Genomic DNA, 17,145 nt, shown 5'->3' with positions numbered 1-17,145 from the left:
AGAGAGCCGATGCCCGCCAGACCTAACGCGTTGTCCGCCGGCGCCCCGCTCGACCGCACGGAGAGCGACCCGCCGGACGCGTGTTCGGCGCTGCTGCGCGCCGCGGAGCGGCACCCGGGCAACGCGGTGGTGGCCGTGACGTCGCCGGGGAACGAGGTCCGGCTCGGCTACCCGGATCTCCTCCTGCGAGCACGGCGGCTGCTCGGCGGGCTGCGAGCCCGCGGCTGCCGCACCGGCGACCCGGTCGTCCTGCACGGGTTGCCGCTGCCGGACTTCTTCCCGGCGTTGTGGGCCTGCCTACTCGGCGGGCTGCGGCCGGTCACGGTCGCCGAGCCGGTACCGACCGACTCACCGACCGACCCGCCGACCGCCGCGGCGGAGCGCCTCGCCCACGTGTGCCGATTACTCGGCCGGCCGGTCGTGCTCACCGGGCCCGGCACCGTGGCGGCGCTGCGCCACGTGGCCGACCGGTTCGACGCCGGGCGGCCCGCCGCGGTGACCGGCGTCGACGAGTGCGTCGCGGCCGAGCCCGCCGACGACCTGCACCAGCCCGATCCGGACGACGTCGCGCTCCTCATGCTCTCCTCCGGCAGCACCGGGCTGCCCAAGGCGATACAGCTCACCCACCGCGGGCTCGCCGAGTTCGCCGCCGCCACCCGGCGGGTCATCGACGTGCGGTCGGAGCACACCACCGTCAACTGGATGCCACTCGACCACAGCGGGGCGCTGCTCATCTACCACGTGCTCGGGGTGTTCGTCGGCTGCACGAACGTGCACGCCCCGACCGACCTCGTCCTCGGCGACCCGCTGCTGTGGCTCGACCTGCTCGACGAGCACCGGGCGCAGCACAGCTGGGCACCCAACTTCGCCTACCAGCTCGTGGCCGACGCCCTCGACGGGTGCGACCGCGCCTGGGACCTCTCCGGAGTGTCCACTTTGGTCAGCGGCGGCGAGCAGGTGACCGTGCCGGTCGTGTCCCGCTTCCTCGACGCCACGAGGAGGTTCGGCATCCGGGACGACCGCGTGCGACCGGCGTGGGGGATGGCCGAGACCACGACCGCGGTCACGTTCGGCCGGTACACCCCGGCCGCCGTGCACCGGCTGCTCAAGTCCAGCACGGGCGGGGACCTGGAGTGGGCGGGCGAGGACACCCCGGACCGGGACTGCGTCACGCTGGTCGCCGTCGGCCCACCCATGCCGGGCGCCGAGGTCCGCGTCGTCGACCAGCACGGCGAGGTGCTGCCGGAACGCCGCATCGGCCGGCTCCAGGTCCGATCCTGCCGCAACACGCCCGGCTACCTCGGCGACGAGAACGGCACGCGTGCGCTGTTCCCCGACCACGACCGGACCGGGCGAGCCTGGCTCGACTCCGGCGACCTCGCGTTCCTGACCGGCGGCGAGGTGGTGATCACGGGCCGCGCCAAGGACGTGATCATCCTCAACGGGCACAACTACTTCTGTCACGAGATCGAGGACGTGGTGGCCACGGTGCCCGGGCTCGCGGCCGGGCGGATCGCCGCGTGCGGCGTACCCGACGAGCGCACCGGCAGCGAGCGGCTGCACGTCTTCGTCGCCACCGATCTCGCCGACCCGGCGAGCCTGCTCGGCGAGGTCCGCGCCGTGCTGTTCGACCGGCTGCGGCTCTCCGGCTGCCGGGTGGTCGCCGTGCCCGAGCGGGAGTTCCCGCGCACGCCCAGCGGAAAGGTGCGGCGGGCCGCGCTCCGCGAGCGCGCCGCCGCCACCCGGGTGACGATGCCAGTGCGAGCGCCCGGGCGAGAGCGGGGGCTGGTCGCGAAGGTGCGGGAGATCCTCGGTTCGGTGCTCGGCCGCGAGGTCGACGCCGACACGCCGTTCTACGAGCTGGGCCTGACGTCGGTGGGCCTGCTGCGGGCTCGCGGCGTGCTGTCCCGCGAGCTGGACCGGGAGATCGAGCCGACGGCGATGTTCCGGTATCCGACCGTGACCGCGCTCGCCGGCCACCTGGCCGGCCTTCTCTCCGGCCCGGCCGAGCCCACCGGCTCGCCCGCGTCGGGCGGCCGGGTCGCGATCATCGGGTTGGCGCTGCGCTTTCCCGGCGCGAGCACCCTCGACGGGTACTGGGCGAACCTCCGCGACGGCGTGGACAGCGTGCGGCGGTTCACCTCCGGCGAGGTCACCGCGGCCGGCGTGCCCGCCGAGCTCGCGGCCGCGCCCACGTTCCAGCCGGTCGGCGGCGTGCTCGACGACGTCGACGCGTTCGACGCGAGCTACTTCGGGGTGAGCCCGCGTGAAGCCGAGCTGACCGACCCGGCACACCGGCTGTTCCTCCAGTGCTGCCACCACGCGCTGGAGCACGCCGGGTACGCCGGGCCCGGCCGGCGGATCGGCGTGTTCGCGGGCGGCGGCATGAACCTCTACGGCCATCAGGACGCGGCCCGGCCCGGTTTCGTCGACGGGCCCGCGGCGCTGCAGGCCACGATCGGCAGCGAGCCGGACTTCCTCGCGTCCCGGGTCGCCTACCGGCTCGGGCTCACCGGGCCGGCGATCGGGGTGCGGACCGCCTGCTCGAGCTCACTCGTCGCGGTGCACCTGGCGGCGCAGGCGGTGCTGACCGGCGACGCCGACCTGGCGCTGGCCGGGGCCGCCGCGGTCCGTGTCCCACAGGAGGCGGGCTACCGGTACCACGAAGGCTCGATCCTCTCGCCGACCGGCCGGTGCCGTGCCTTCGACGCGTCGGCCGACGGCACGGTCGGTGGCAACGGGGTGGCCGCGGTCGTGCTCAAACCGCTCGACGCGGCGCTCGCGGACGGCGACACCGTGCACGCGGTGATCCTGGGCTCGGCGGTGAACAACGACGGGACCGGCAAGGTGGGGTTCACCGCGCCCAGTGTGCCCGGCCAGCTCGGGGTGATCCGCCAGGCGCTGCACCGCGCCGGGGTGCCGGCGGAGACGATCTCCTATGTCGAGGCGCACGGCACCGGCACGCCACTCGGCGACCCGGTGGAGTTCGACGCGCTCCGCGAGGCGTTCGCCGGGGTGCCGGCCGGTTCCTGCGCACTCGGCTCGGTGAAGCCGAATGTGGGGCATCTGGACAGCTGCGCGGGCATGGCCGGGCTGATCAAGGTCGCACTCATGCTCGGGCACCGCTCGCTGGTGCCGACCATCAACCTGAGCACGCCGAACCCCGTGCTGCGTCTGGCCGGCAGCCCGTTCACCCTGGCCGTGGAACATCGCGAGTGGACGGTCGACGGGCATCCGCGGCGGGCCGGGGTCAGCGCGCTCGGCGTCGGTGGGACCAACGCACACGTGATCCTCGAGGAGCCACCGTCCGCACCGCCCCGGGATGGCCACGGCCGCGCCGTGCTCGTGCCGGTCTCGGCGGCCGACGAGGAGTCGGTGGGCGAGCTGGCCTGGCGGCTGCGCGACCACCTGCGGGCCAACCCGCACCTGGACCCCGCCGACGTGGCGGCGACGCTCGGCGCCGGCCGGCGGCATCTGGCGAGCCGGCTCGCCGTGGTCGGCCGGTCGGCCGCCGAGTTGGCCGACGGTCTGGACGCGGTCGTGGATGCGGGCGTGGAGCCCCTGCCGCCGGTGGGGCCGTTGGTGTTCGCGTTCTCCGGACAGGACGGGGTGCGGGCAGGGCTCGCCGGTGGGCTGTACACGGAGTTCCCGGTGGTGCGCGAGGTGCTCGACGAGTGCGAGCGGGCGCGGCCCGGGCTGCTGGAGCAGCTGCGTGGTGGGGAGGTGCACGATCCGCAGCCGGTGCTGTTCGCGTTCCAGGCCGCGCTGGCGGAGCTGTGGCGCGCGGTGGGGGTCGAGCCGGCCGTGGTCGCGGGGCACAGCCTCGGCGAGTACGCGGCGCTGTACGCGGCGGGTGCTCTGTCGCTTGTGGACGGACTGCGGCTCACGGCGGCACGCGGAGAGGCGATGCGCCAGACCGTGGCGGGCGGGATGGTGGCCGTCAACGCGGAGGCGGCGGTCGCCGAGCGGCTCGCGGCGGCCAGCGGCACGGAGATCGCGGCGGTGAACGCGCCGGGCGTGCACGTGCTGAGCGGTGCGGCGGAGGCGGTGTCGCGGGCGGTGGGGCTGGCGGGCGAGGAGCGGATCGGTTGCGTGCGGCTGGAGGTGGACCACGCGTTCCACTCGGCCCTGGTGGAGCCCGCGCTGGCGGAGCTGGCCCGGCAGGCGGAAGCGGTCGAGTTGCGCCCGCTGCGCGTGCCGATGGTCAGCGGCCTCGACGGCCGGCTGCTGCCGGCCGGCCACCTGCCGGACGGTGACTACCTGTGTCGCCAAGCCCGCGCGCCCGTCCGGTTCGACCTGGTGCTGTCCTCTGTAGACGGCCGGGACGTGCTGGAGGTTGGCCCTGGCGAGGCGCTGACCAGGCTGGCCCGCCGGGCCGGCGCACACTGGCTGACGACCGTCTCCCAGGACGCCGACACCTTCCTCACCGCGCTGGGCACCCTGTACCGCCGCGGCACGACAATCGACTGGACCGCCCTGACGACGACCGGCCGGCGCATCCCACTGCCCGGCTACCCGTTCCGCAAACAGCGCTTCCCGTCGGCACCCACAGACGTGCCCGACGGCACGCCCGACCGTGTTCGGGACTCCGCGCCAGACCAGGCACCGGGCCGGGGCCCGGATCGCCTGGAGGATGTCCGCCGCCGGACGGCGCGCCTGCTGGGGACCGACGTGACGGCCGTGGACCCGGACCGAACGTTCGTAGACCTGGGCGGCGACTCCCTGTCCCTGATGAACCTGACCCGCGACCTGACCGAGACGTTCGGCGTCCGCATCCCGATCAGAACGCTCTTCGGCGACGCCGACACACCACGAAAGCTGGCGGCACTGCTCAGTGAGCGCGCACCGAACACCGCGCCAGACCCGGCCACCGCCGCGGCCGAACCCGTCACTGCCGAGCCGGCCACGCCGACCCCGCACGTGGCACCCGCCGGGCGGTCGAGTGCGGTCGATACGACACCGGCCGTCACCACCGCGTCCGGCGATGGTGAGCTGCAAGCCGTGGTCGAGCAGCAGCTCGCCGTCGCGGGGCAGCTGGTCGACCGCGTCACGGCCCTGATGTCCGAGCAGCTGGCCGCATTCCGAGCGCCGGAGGCCGCGCCCGCGGCGGCGCCGGTCGGCTCGGCGGCGCCTCCGGCCGACTCGGTACCCGCCACGCCGAGTGTCCACACCACGACCGCCCCAGTGCCCAGCCCAGCGCCGAGCGCGGAGTCCGCCGCGCCGACCGGGCCGGTCGTCCCCACACCGGCACCCGTACCGTCGGCCGAGTCGGTCGAGGCTGCGCCGGACGTGGTGCGGGCTGGCGCGGTGGACTTCAGCCTCTACTTCTTCGGGGACTATCCCGACGAGCAGGAGACCGACAAGTACGGGCTCATCACCGCCGCCGCGCGGTTCGCGGATCGGCATGGGTTCCGGGCGGTGTGGTTGCCCGAGCGCCACTTCAACTCGTTCGGTGCGTTGTTCCCCAATCCCTCCGTGCTCGCCGCGGCGCTCGCCGCGCAGACCACTCGGGTCCGACTGCACGCGGGCTCGGTCGTACTGCCCCTGCACGACCCGATCCGGGTGGCGGAGGAGTGGTCCGTCGTGGACAACCTGTCCGGCGGCCGGGTCGGGTTGTGTGTCGCGAGCGGGTGGCACGCGACGGACTTCGTGCTCGCACCCGGCAACTTCGGCCGGCACCGCGACCTCATGTACACCCAACTCGACACCGTGCGGCGGCTCTGGGCCGGGGAGTCCGTGCCGGCCACCTCGGGGTCCGGCGACCAGGTCGAGATCCGCACGCACCCGCGGCCGCTACAGGCCATGCCGCCGATGTACGTCGCCGTCGTCGGAAATCCCGACAGTTACCGGCGCGCCGCCGCGCGGAACCTCGGTGTGGTCACGAACCTCATGACCCAGAGCGTCGAGCGGCTCGCCGCCAACATCGCGCTGTACCGCCGCACCCGCGCCGAGCACGGGCTCGACCCGGCCGCCGGCCACGTCGTCGTGCTCGTGCACACCTACCTCGGTGACGATCTCGACCAGGTGCGCGCGGAGGCGTACGCGCCGTTCTGTGCCTACCTGCGGTCGTCGCTCTCGCTGTTCGACCAGGTCACCACGAGCCTCGGGATGGACATCGACCTCGCGTCGACACCGGAGGACGACGTCGAGTTCCTGCTGGGCCAGGCGTACCGCCGGTACTGCGACTCCCGCGCGCTCATCGGCACGGCGGACGGCTGCGCCGAGGTCGTGACGAGCCTGCTCGCCGCCGGGGCGGACGAGATCGCCTGTTTCGTCGACTTCGGCGTGCCCGGCGACCGGGTGCTGGCCGCACTGCCCACATTGGACGGTCTGCGTACCCGGTTCGCCGAGGGGCGACGAAGTCTGACGGCCGCGCAGCGGCGGATCTGGTTCCTCGACCGGCTCTACCCGAACCAGACGATCTACCACGAGCCCAAGGCAATCCGGCTGACCGGCCCGCTGAACCCCGCCGCCCTCCAGTCGGCGCTCCAGCGCGTCGTCGACCGGCAACCCGCGCTGCGCAGCGTGTTCCGCGACGACGGCGGCGAGCCGTACCGGGTCGAGCTGTCACGGATCATCGTGGACTGTCCAGTGGTGGACGGGTCGACCGAGGAGGAGGCGCTTCGCGAAGCCCTGCGCACCACCGAGGTGTTCGACCTCGGCCAAGGCCCACTGCTCGCCGCCCGGCTCGTCCGGATCTCCGCCGAGCACCACCTGCTCTTCCTGTCCGCGCACCACATCGTGTTCGACTCCTCCTCGACCTCCGTGCTCGTACGTGACCTCGCCGCGTACTACCGGTCCTGGCCCGGCGAGCCCGATGGACTGCCGACGCTGTCGACTTCGGACCTGGACGAGCAGGACGCGACGGACGAGGACGTCGAGTTCTGGCGCGGGCACCTCGCCGGTGCCCCGGAGCTGCGCCTGCCGACCGACCGCCCGCGCCCGGCGAACCGCTCCGGCGCCGGTGGGGCGGTCAGCCACGAGCTGGACGGCGAGCTGGTCGAGCGGCTGGCGGCGTTCACCCAGGCCAACGGCGTCACCTTCTTCATGGCGATCCTGGGTGCCGTCGCCGCCGTCCTCGGGCGGTTCAGCGGGCAGGACGACCTCGTGCTCGGCACCGCGGTCAGCAACCGGCCGCCACGAGCAGCCGACCTGGTCGGCCTGTTCCTCGACACGGTCCCGCTGCGCGTGGACCTGTCCGGCGACCCCAGCTTCACCGGCCTCGCCCACCGGGTCCGGGACACCACGACCGACGCCTACGAGCATCGGGGCGTGCCGTTCGACGAGCTGGTCGGGATCCTCAACCCCGAGCGGGACCCCGTCCGCAACCCGCTGTTCGACGTGATGGTCGAGTTCGAGAACGAGTCCACCGTGGACTTCACGCCCGAGGTCGCCGCGGCGATCCTGGACGTGCCGGCCGATCGGGCACCGTTCGACCTGTCCCTCTACCTCACCCGGCACACCGGCGGTCTGCGGATCTCCGTCGAGTACGACTCCGACCTGTTCACCGCAGCGACCGTGCGGCGGCTGCTGGACCACTTCGAGGCGACGCTGCGGCGCGCGGTCGACGACCCGGCCGTGCCGCTGTCGACACTCACCTCGGCCACCGGCGAGGAACGTGCGGACCTCGCGCGCTGGCAGGGAGATCCGCTGCCCGAGCCGCCGTGCCTGCACGAGCTCGTCGAGAGCCAGGTCGACCGGACGCCCGACGCCACGGCCGTGCTCGGCACGGACGGCGAGCTGACCTACCGCGAGTTGGACGAGCGGGCGAACCGGCTGGCCAACGGGCTGCTCGCGCGCGGCATCAGCCGTGGCGACCTGGTCGCCGTGCGGCTGGACCGCGGACCCGAGCTGATCGTCACGCTGCTGGCCGTGCTCAAGGCAGGCGCGGCCTACCTGCCACTCGACCTCACCCTGCCGCAAGCCCGCGTGGACCTGGTGCTCGCCGACAGCTCGGCCGCCCTGCTACTGACTGTCGACACGCTGCCGGAGGACGGGCCCGCGACCCGCCCGTCCGTCCCGGTCGGGCCGGCCGACCTCGCCTACTGCGTCTACACGTCCGGCTCCTCGGGCCGGCCCAAGGGCGTCCTCGTGCCGCACCGCGGGCCGGCGAACGTGGTCCGCTGGCAGGCCGCGCAGAGCGGTCCACACAGGACGCTGCAGTGGACCTCGCCGGCGTTCGACGTGAGCGTGCAGGAGATCTTCGGCACGCTCGCCGCGGGCGCGTGCCTCGTACTCATCGACGACGAGGCGCGCCACGATCCGGCCGCCGTCGTCGCCGTGGCCCGCGAGCACCGCGTGGAGCGCGTCTTCATGCCGTTCACGCCGCTGAAGTACCTGCTGGAGTCCCGGCCGCGCCTGCCGGACCTGCGGATGGTCGTCTCCGCGGGCGAGCCGATGGTGCTCACCCCGGCCGTGCGCCGGTTCTTCGCCGAGCACCCGGACTGCCTGCTGTACAACCAGTACGGCCCCACCGAGGGCTCGATCATCGTGACCAGCCACCGGGTCGACCCGGCGCGTGCGGACAACCCGCCCATCGGCGCGCCGATCGCGGGGATCACCGTCGAGCTGCTCGACCCGCGCGGCGAGCCGGTGCCGGTCGGCGCCACGGGTGAGATCCACATCGGCGGGCCGGCGGTGGCCGACGGCTACCTCGGCCGCGCCGCCGAGACCGCGGCGGCCTTCGTCGTCGACCCGAGCCGGCCCGGCGCCCGGCGTTATCGCACCGGCGACCTCGGCCGGTGGCGCGGTGACGGGACGATCGAGTTCCTCGGCCGGCGCGACGACCAGGTCAAGATCCGGGGTTTCCGGGTCGAGCCGGGGGAGACCGAGCGCGCGCTCGCCGACCTGCCGGGCGTGCGGGACGCGGCGGTCGTCGCGCGGTCCGGTCCGTCCGGCGAGCCCGAGCTGGTCGCGTACGTCGTGCCGGCGAACGGGACAGCACTCGACGCGCTCGCATCGCGCCTACGGGACGAGCTGCCGCACTATCTCGTGCCGCACCAGTGGGTGGCGCTGGACCGGCTCCCGGTCACCCCGAACGGCAAGCTCGACCGTCGCCGGTTACCCGAGCCCGGCAGCGACGCGGACCCGGTAGGCGCCGAGCCCACGACACCGACCGAGCGAGTGCTGCACGAGCTGTGGGGCGCCGAGCTCGGCCGTTCCCCGGTCCCGGTGGACCGGTCGTTCTTCGCGCTGGGCGGGCATTCGCTGTCGGTGGTGCGGTTGCTCAACCGGGTCGGCGAGCGGCTCGGCCGAGCCCCGTCGATGACCGAGTTCTTCCGCAACCCCACCATCCGCGGCCTTGCGGGACTGCTCGACGGCGGGGACGTGGTCGACACGGCGCCACTCACCACGACGCAGCGCCGGCTGTGGCGCCGCCACCACGCGCTGGCGAACCCGGCCGTCTACAACGTGGCACACCGGGTCGACCTCACCGGCGACCTCGACCCGGAGGCGCTGCGGCGGGCCGTCGAGGCGCTCGTGCACCGGCACGCCGCGCTGCGGATGCGGGTCGCCGAGCGGGACGGCGAGCTGGTGCAGGAGGTCCTCGCGCCGGCCCCGGTCCCGCTCGACGTCCACGAGGTGCGCGACGCCGACGCGTGGTGCGCGGAGGTCGTCGAGCCCCCGTTCGACCTGAGAACCGCGCCGCTGCACCGGATCCGGCTCGGGCGGCTGGGCCCGGACCGGTGGGTGCTCGTCGTCGTGCTGAACCACATGATCTGCGACGGCGTGTCGATGGGCATCGTGTGGCGCGAGCTCGCCGAGCTGTACGCCGCGGCGCGGGAGGGTCGCGAGCCCGGCCTGCCGGCCGCGGTGCCGCACGCCGACTACGCGCGGTGGGCGCCCACGGCGCAGCGCCGGGCCGAGCTCGAGCGGTTCTGGCGCACCGAGCTGTCCGAAGTAGACATCGTGCCGCGGCTGCCGGCTGACCGGCCGCGACCCCGGGCGTTGTCCGGCCGCGGTGCGCTGCACGAGTCGGTGCTGCCGGCCGACCTGGCCCATGGCGTCGAGGAGGTCGCCGCCGCGGTGGGCGGCACACCGTACGCGGTGCTCGCGACGGCCTTCGCCGCATGGCTGGCGCGGGCGTGCGGCCGGACCGAGGTCGTGCTCGCGGCGTCGAGCGCGAACCGCACCAGGCCGGAGCACGAGGACGTGGTGGGGCTGGTCGGTGACGCGGTGCTGGTGCGGGTCCGGCCGGGCGAGTCCGGCCTGGCGGAACAGGTGCGGGCGTTCTCCGCCGGCCTGTACGCGGCACTGGACCACCAGGACCTGCCGCTCGACGACGTCGCCGCCGTGGTGGCGCCCGAGCTCGTGCCTGCGCCCGAGGACTGGCCGTTCCCCACCGTGCGGTTCACGGTGGTCACCACCCCGCCACCGCGGCTCGACCTCGACGGCGTCGAGTCACGGGTGCGCGGTGTCGCGGTGCCGGGAGTGGCGCGCACCGAGTTGTACGTGCGCGTCGAGCCGGGCCCGGATGGGCCGCGGATCTTCTGGGAGTACTCCACGGACCTGTTCACCGCGGCGACGGTGGCCGCCTGGGACGCCGACCTGCGCGCCCTGCTGACCCGACTGGTTCGGCCCGCGAGCTAGCGCCCTCCGCCGCCTCCGCCGGTCATCGGCACCACGGTCAGCGAGGCCCCCGGCAGGATGCCGACCTCGGAGAGCACGCGGTAGTCCCGCTCGGTGCGCAGCTGGCGGCGGGCGGAGGAGGTGCCGATCCATGGCGAAGCACACCGAGTCGAGCTGATCGGTGACGGTCGAGGTCTCGTCGGGGATGTCGATGGTGCTGGCGTGAGGGCGAAGTACGACGCCGCGCTGCCGGACCGGATCCTGCTCTTCCCCAACACGCCGCGGCCGGTCTCGTTCACCGTGCGTTCCTCGACGACACCGCCATCCTGACGGTCGCCATCGGCGCGATCACCGGCGGTTAGTGCGTGTCCGGCTCGGCGGGCCCGCGGCCGTAGGCGATGCCGAACCGCCCGTCGTGGCTGGTGATCGTCACCGAGCGGACCGCGGCGGCGATCATCAGCAGTACGCCCAGGTTCTCGCCCAGTTCCTCGACGTGCATGACGAGTACGTAGATCGGGCCACTCTCGTCCCGCGCGACCAGCAGGCCCTGCACCAACTCCATGCCTATCGCGGAACCGAGCAGCAGGACCAGCCCGGCGATCATGCACCACCGGGGAACGCCGGTGAGGCGCCACGCCAGCAGCCCGAGTGCCACCGCGACGACCGCGGCCACGATGATCCCCGGCACCAGCCAGTACCCGGGGAAGCGCTCGAAGCTCACCCAGTCCCGGCCGATCCGCTCCAGCCGCTCGTGCAGCGAGGTGTGGTCGTCCAGCGACAGCGCGCCGAGCACGGCCGCGCTGACGAACCACGCCCACGCGCCCCGGAACCGCGACGCGACCGCGAGCGCGCCGGCCGCGGCGTGACTCACCGCGGCGAGGACCAACAGTGCCACGCTCCACCACGTCGGGAGGTTGCCCTCGGAGAAGACGTCGAAGTAGACCCGGATCTCACCGCGCTCGGTCGTCAGCGGGTGGTCGATCAGGGCGGGGATGGCCATGCTCAGGACGTTGAGCAGCACCGTCACGCCCAGCATCCACCAGGCCAGCGTGCGCAGCCGCACCGCTCGCGGCCGCGCATCCGTCGGGCGAACGACCTCGGTGCGTTCGACGCCGGTCTCCATGCCGCCCCCAAAAGGTGAACCGGTGGTTGACAGCACCTTAAGCGCCCGGGGCCCAACCGGCATTCGTCAGGCGCGTGTCGGGGTGTCGCGCGGTCACCAGCAGGTCTCAGCCGATCCCGGTGATGATCTCTGCGGCCGGTCCGACACAGAGCGCGCCCCGGAGGGGAGTGGCGTGGTCGAGGCGCGCGACCTGGCTTGCGCCGGCCAGGTTCCAGATCCGTACCGTCCGGTCCGTGCTCGTGGTGACGGCGACCGGTGACCCGTCGAGGTCGGCGTGGGCGGACACGCGGTGACCGTGCCCCGGTGACCGGTGAGGGTGGCGCGCTGCGTGCCGGTAGCCAGGTCCCACACCCGCACCGTCGCGTCGTCGTCCCCGGTGACGGCCACCGCGTGTCCGCCCACGCTGCCGCACGTCATGGCCGGCACCTCGGTGTCGCCGTGCGCGAGCGTGGTGTGCGGGGTGCCGGTGGTGACCGCGAGCGCTCGCCCGTCCACCCGCGCGCACGCCACCGCCGCCACCGGGCCGCGGTAGCCGGCGAGGGTGGCGCGCTGCGTGCCGGTGGCCAGGTTCCACACGCGCACGGTCGCGGCCTCGCCGGCCGTGACGGCGACGGTCCCCTCGTCCAGCTCGCAGCGGGCGACGTCGACGATGTCGCCGTCGTGGCCGGGGCGGGCCCGTGCGGGTGAGCTCGCCGGTGGCCCGGAGGTTCCAGGTTTGAACCGTGCCGTCCTCGCTGCCGGTGACCGCGACCGGCTGCCGTCCAGCTCGGTGCACGCCACCGCGGTCACTGCTTCCTGGTGGCCGGTGAACGTCGCACGCGACGCCGCCGGTGGCGAGGTCCCACACGCGCACCCTCGCCTCGACGCCGCCGCTGAGGGCGACCGGCCGTCCGTCCACAGTGGAGCACGCCAGGGCGTTCACCCCGAGGCGTCCGGTGAGGGTGGCGCGAGCGCAGCGCCGTCTGCACCGAGCCCGGCACCCGGACTAGCGTGTGTCGGCGTCCGGCGCCACCACTCCAGCAGCTCCTGCTCGACGCCCTCCCGCACGTCCTCGGCGCGATAGAACGGATCGCCGACGGCCAGCAGCTCGCCGGGCGGGCGGAACAGGTCGCCGTAGAACGCCATCGCCACGTCGCCGGCCGGCACCGGGTCGCCGCCGGCACGGGTCACACCGCCGGCCACCACGCCCGGAGCAACGTCTGCTCACCACCCAGCTGCGCGGCGACTCCGTGCACGCAGACGACCCGCGCTATCAGACCTTTCGTCCGGCCGCCACCGTACCGGGACGGCTGATCAACTCGCGGGCGGTCGGAACAACAGCACGGCGAGGCCGGCGGCGAGGGCGAGCGCGCCGCCCACGGTGACCGCCGGGAGGCGGGACCGCAGGGCGACGTCCCACGACTCACCCGCCCGGCCGGCGTAGCGGGTCAGCGGGGTGAGCGCGCGGCCGAGCCCGAAGCCGGCGCCGGTCAGGGCCGCGGTCGCCAGGTCCGGTGTGGACAGTAGGAGCGCCGCCGCCAGGACGTACGGGCTGGTCGCCGGAACGTACGTGCGCACGCCCGTGCCGAGCTCGAAGCCGAACCGCAGGGAACCGCGGACCACGTCCCGGTTCAGCACGTCCCGCGGAACCTGGCGGGCGTTCTGCGGCAGCGGGAACCGGACGACGCCCGCGTCACGCAGCACGCCAAGCCCGGCGAGGGCGACGACGAGCGCGTGCCGAACCGGTTGCGGCACGGGCGAGGGCAGGCCGCTGGCCAACCACAGCACCAGCGCACTCAGCATCCCGCCCAGCACCAGGCCGGCGCTGAACAACGCCAGCACCACGCCTCGCCCGGTCCGGCCCCGCCACCCTGGCGAGGTCAGCGCGCTCGCGCTGTTCCTGGTTCAAACCGAGCCCGACAGGGCGTAGCCGGCCAGCCCGCCGAGCACCGCCCAGGCCGCGACCGCCCAGCCGGCCAGGACCACGGCCACGGCGCCGGCCGCGAGGACGAGTTGCGGCGCGAGCGGGTCGGTCAGCCACCGGCGCAGCACTCCCGGCGGCGCGTCCGGTCTGGTCACACCGCACCACCGGCGAGGGTGCGCCAGGTCCGCGGGCCGACGACCCCGTCGACGGACAACCCGTTGTGCCGCTGGAAGTCGCCTGCCGTGGCGTGGGTGTACGCGCCGAAGATCCCGTCGACGGCGAGCTGGTAGCCGTACCGGTTGAGCTGTACCTGCGTGGCGCGCACGTGCGGCCCGCGGTCGCCCGAGCGCGTGGTGACCGCGAGGACCGGCCAGGTCGCGGCGTTCACGGTCCCGGTGACCGCGAGCCCGTGGGCCGACTGGAACTCGCGCACCGAGTCGGTCGTGCCCGAGCCGTACACACCGTCCACAGTGGTCGTGAGCCCGTGGAAGGTCAGCAGGTGCTGGATGCTCGACACCGTCTCGCCGGTGCTGCCGGCGCCGACCGTCGGCCAGGCGACCGACTCGGGGCAGCCGCAGTCGGTGGTCCACCGGCAGATCGAGCGCACCCAGCCGGAGTCGGTGCGGCGGTACCCGTCGTGGCAGCGTCGCTCGATGTGGCACGAGCACGCCCCGCAGGCCTGGTCGTATCGCCACATCCAGCCGTCGTAGCTGCCGCCGAAGCAGGCGTTGGGCCGCAGCCGCCAGGTGACCTGGTCGTTCTTGTGGAACCCGAGGTTGGCCCCGGAGGTCTCGCACGCGTCCGCGAAGATCGTGCTCGGGCCGCAGCCGGGTGAGCAGTCGTCGTCCTCGGCGTAGGACGGGCATGTGGGGTAGATGTCGTACCCGTCGGCGACCGCCCGGCGCACCGAGGGGAAGACGCCGCCGAGCACGGTCAGCCCGAGCACGCCGCCGGCCCGCAGGATGTTCCGTCTGGTCGGCGTCCAGCCCGGACCGGACGGTCGGCGACCGCGCCGCCGCCACCGAACCGGCATGCCGGGGTCGGTACCGCGCAGCGGCGGAACGGCGGGGGTGCTCATGATCGACCTCCAGAGCTCACCGGGGCGAGCAGCTCACCGATCGCCGCCCGGGATCCGACCGGTCCCGCGCCGGCGACCCGGCCGTCGCCGCCGACGAGGACCGCGAACGGGACGGCGACCGCGTCGTAGGTGGCGAAGAGCCGGCCCTGGTGGCCGTGTGCCGCGACCCCGGACGGCACGTCGGGCGCGGGTCCCTCGTAGATCGCGTGCACCGACAGCCCCGTGCCGGCGACCGACACGGATTCGTCGAGCACGTCGGTGCAGGTGTGGCAGGACGGGCGCAGGAACAGCAGCACCGCCGGCGGGCGTGCGTCGAGCCGGTCGAGGTGCGGCGCCGCGGTGCCCGGCCGCGGGCCGACCGGGTCACGCCGTCCCGCGGCGCCGGACGACAGCGTGTGCACCTGGCGGACCAGGCCGGACACGACCAGTGCCAGCAGCAGCAGGGCCACCCAGGTCACGATCAACGCACTGGTCTGGAAGCTCACGAGACCACCTCGGCACGGGCCGGTTCGCGCATGGCCGCGGGCAGATGCCAGAGCAGCGTGCCGAACGTGGCCGCCGCGAGTAGGACCACGAGCGGCTCCGGCCCGAACGGGACGAGCGGCAACGACCCGGCGCCCACCCCCGCGACCGCGGCAGCTGCGGCGAGGCCGGCGAGGACGAACGCGCGGGTGATCACCCAGCGGTCCATCGGCACCTCGACCCCGCCGCAGCCGCACGGCCCGCCGCGCCCGGTCCGGGCGACGTGGCTGCCGTAGCAGCCATAGCCCACGAAGAGAAGGGCGGCGCCGGTCAGGGCGACCGGGAGCGGACCGGTCACCAGCACGACGGCCAGCACCACCTCGGCGGCGGTCACCACGGCCGCCACCGCGCGGACCGTCCGGCGCGGCAGGATCCCGTGCGCGACGAGCGCCGCCGCCAGCGCGTGCGGCGCCCGAAGCCGCTCGGCGACGGCGAGGACGAGGACGGCCAGGACGGTGTAGGCCGCGACGCCGGCTGCGAACGTGAGCATCGCGGGCCTCACCGGGCGCCGAGCCGGCGCAGTCCTAGCCGGTCCACCAGCGCCGGCACGCGGGCGGTGTCGGTGCCGGCGAGCGGCAGCACCGTGGCCCAGATGTCGGTTCCGGCGAGCACGAAGTAGGGGTCGCCGTTGGACAGGCGGTCGGCGAACAACTCGCCGGAGCGGGTACGCGCACCCTGCCACGCGGGCAGCCGGGTCGCCTGCGGTGCCGAGGGGGTCGTCACCTCGAGCAGGCCGAGCGACGGGATCTCCTTGACCACGGTCGCCGGTGTCGCGAGGGCGCTGCCCGCCTCCGGCCGCACGGCCACGCCGTCCTCGTGCTCGGTGATGCCGAGGGTGCGCAGGATGCCGACCGCCGTGGCGGTGGAGGCGGTGTAGAGGTGGCTGATCAGGCAGTGCCGCCGCCCTCGCCACACGGCGAGCAGGAGATCCTCGACGATCCGCGAGCCCGGCTCGGCGCGGCGGGTGTGCCCGACGACCAGCGTCCCGCCGGCGAAGCGCAGCTCCTCGTCGAACCGGGACACGCCGAGCGCCGCGGCCACCTCGTCGCCGAGCCCGGTCGGCCCCGTGACCAGCTCGTACCGCCGGCCGTGCACGGTCACCTCCACCGAGGAGGTGACCGGTTCGCGGAGATCGAGCGTGCCGCTGAGCTCGTACCGCCGGCCGTCGAGAGCCCGGTGCACCACCCGGGTCGCCACACTGGTCGCGCTGGTCACCCGACACCTCCGCACCCGGCTTCGGTACTGACTGACATCAATGCGTTACGTCAGGTGAATCTATTACGAAAGTGCTGAGCCGTCGAGAGTCGGCAGCCGAGCGGGCCGGCCCGTCGGTGCCGCTCGGCGGAGCGCCGAGACGTGGCGATCGCCGTGACGAACGCCTCAGATCAACATGTGCGCGGATGTGCATGAGTTGCGCTGGCATGACCGGTCGATCGCACCGGCCGGGCCTGGCTGGCACGCCCGTGTCAACTTGATTGGTTCCAGAAAGTCGGCCAGACTGCGGCGTGTGCCCACGACTTCGGACTTCGAGCGCATGCTACGCGGGGTCTCGCTGCGTGTGACGCGTCCTCGTGTGGCGGTGCTGTCCGCGGTGCACGACCACCCGCACGCCGACACCGACTCGATCATCGGCGCCGTGCGTACGGGCTTCGGTGGGGTGTCCCACCAGGCCGTCTACGATGTGCTGCGGGCGCTGACCACGGCGGGCCTGGTGCGGCGCATCGAGCCGCCGGGCTCCGTGGCACGCTACGAGGCGCGGGTCGGTGACAACCACCACCACGTCGTGTGCCGGTCGTGCAGTGCCATCGCCGACGTGGACTGCACTGTCGGCATGAAGCCCTGCCTGACCGCGTCCGATGACCACGGCTTCGCGATCGACGAGGCCGAGGTCGTCTACTGGGGCCTGTGCCCCGCCTGCTCCACCGCAGTTCCTGAGCACACCGTTTAGAT

11 protein-coding genes are annotated in these 17,145 nt (G+C 74.0%); 2 read left to right on the top strand and 9 right to left on the bottom strand.

Annotated elements, in window-relative coordinates; all coding sequences use genetic code 11:
* Positions 1 to 9 precede the first annotated feature (9 nt).
* On the top strand, positions 10 to 10,590 hold the full coding sequence (locus ACRDTB_RS04370; protein ID WP_431428611.1) for an amino acid adenylation domain-containing protein: 10,581 nt from the start codon (positions 10 to 12) through the stop codon (positions 10,588 to 10,590).
* 337 nt (positions 10,591 to 10,927) lie between these two features.
* Here the strand turns inward: ACRDTB_RS04370 and ACRDTB_RS04365 are convergent, their stop codons facing one another.
* The 9 genes from ACRDTB_RS04365 to ACRDTB_RS04325 form a co-directional block, all read right to left on the bottom strand.
* Positions 10,928 to 11,692 carry a hypothetical protein gene (locus tag ACRDTB_RS04365; RefSeq protein WP_431428610.1) on the bottom strand — a complete coding sequence of 255 codons (765 nt, stop codon included), beginning with the start codon at positions 11,690 to 11,692 and terminating at the stop codon, positions 10,928 to 10,930.
* Between the two features lie 93 nt (positions 11,693 to 11,785).
* A complete protein-coding gene (locus tag ACRDTB_RS04360; protein ID WP_431428609.1) occupies positions 11,786 to 12,481 on the bottom strand; it encodes a hypothetical protein in 696 nt (231 codons plus the stop codon).
* Positions 12,482 to 12,610: 129 nt separating this feature from the next.
* Positions 12,611 to 12,862 (bottom strand): hypothetical protein, encoded by a 252-nt coding sequence (locus ACRDTB_RS04355; protein ID WP_431428608.1) that lies wholly within the window; start codon positions 12,860 to 12,862, stop codon positions 12,611 to 12,613.
* A 123-nt stretch (positions 12,863 to 12,985) separates the two neighbouring features.
* The gene (locus tag ACRDTB_RS04350; protein ID WP_431428607.1) at positions 12,986 to 13,513 is read right to left on the bottom strand and encodes a hypothetical protein; all 528 of its coding nucleotides are present in this window, start codon (positions 13,511 to 13,513) and stop codon (positions 12,986 to 12,988) included.
* Between the two features lie 63 nt (positions 13,514 to 13,576).
* Positions 13,577 to 13,750, bottom strand: coding sequence for a hypothetical protein (locus tag ACRDTB_RS04345; RefSeq protein WP_431428605.1), 174 nt, complete (start codon positions 13,748 to 13,750; stop codon positions 13,577 to 13,579).
* Entirely contained in the window at positions 13,747 to 14,673 is a 927-nt protein-coding gene (locus ACRDTB_RS04340) for a peptidoglycan-binding domain-containing protein (protein WP_431428604.1), read from the bottom strand. Before ACRDTB_RS04340 ends, ACRDTB_RS04345 begins: the two co-directional genes overlap by 4 nt.
* Positions 14,670 to 15,158: a hypothetical protein gene (locus tag ACRDTB_RS04335; protein ID WP_431428603.1), complete on the bottom strand. Its 489-nt coding sequence runs from the start codon at positions 15,156 to 15,158 to the stop codon at positions 14,670 to 14,672. The genes ACRDTB_RS04340 and ACRDTB_RS04335 overlap by 4 nt, the downstream gene beginning before the upstream one ends.
* The gene (locus ACRDTB_RS04330; protein ID WP_431428602.1) at positions 15,155 to 15,685 is read right to left on the bottom strand and encodes a MauE/DoxX family redox-associated membrane protein; all 531 of its coding nucleotides are present in this window, start codon (positions 15,683 to 15,685) and stop codon (positions 15,155 to 15,157) included. The genes ACRDTB_RS04335 and ACRDTB_RS04330 overlap by 4 nt, the downstream gene beginning before the upstream one ends.
* Positions 15,686 to 15,693: 8 nt before the next feature.
* Positions 15,694 to 16,410, bottom strand: a complete 717-nt coding sequence (locus tag ACRDTB_RS04325; RefSeq protein ID WP_431428601.1) for a hypothetical protein — start codon at positions 16,408 to 16,410, stop codon at positions 15,694 to 15,696.
* A gap of 292 nt (positions 16,411 to 16,702) precedes the next feature.
* Here ACRDTB_RS04325 and ACRDTB_RS04320 point away from each other — a divergent pair, with 292 nt between their 5' ends.
* Positions 16,703 to 17,143 carry a Fur family transcriptional regulator gene (locus ACRDTB_RS04320; RefSeq protein WP_431428600.1) on the top strand — a complete coding sequence of 147 codons (441 nt, stop codon included), beginning with the start codon at positions 16,703 to 16,705 and terminating at the stop codon, positions 17,141 to 17,143.
* The last annotated feature ends 2 nt before the right edge of the window (positions 17,144 to 17,145 follow it).

It is taken from the genome of Actinophytocola sp., from assembly GCF_050699935.1.
Taxonomy (GTDB): Bacteria; Actinomycetota; Actinomycetes; order Mycobacteriales; family Pseudonocardiaceae; genus Actinophytocola.
This window is presented reverse-complemented; position numbering and strand designations above follow the sequence as displayed.

Excerpts from the sequence above, each read along its gene's own strand:
- ACRDTB_RS04330 (WP_431428602.1), bottom strand. The coding sequence starts at position 15,685 with ATGCTCACGTTCGCAGCCGGCGTCGCGGCCTACACCGTCCTGGCCGTC.
- ACRDTB_RS04340 (WP_431428604.1), bottom strand. The coding sequence starts at position 14,673 with ATGAGCACCCCCGCCGTTCCGCCGCTGCGCGGTACCGACCCCGGCATG.
- ACRDTB_RS04370 (WP_431428611.1), top strand. The coding sequence starts at position 10 with ATGCCCGCCAGACCTAACGCGTTGTCCGCCGGCGCCCCGCTCGACCGC.
- ACRDTB_RS04365 (WP_431428610.1), bottom strand. The coding sequence starts at position 11,692 with ATGGAGACCGGCGTCGAACGCACCGAGGTCGTTCGCCCGACGGATGCG.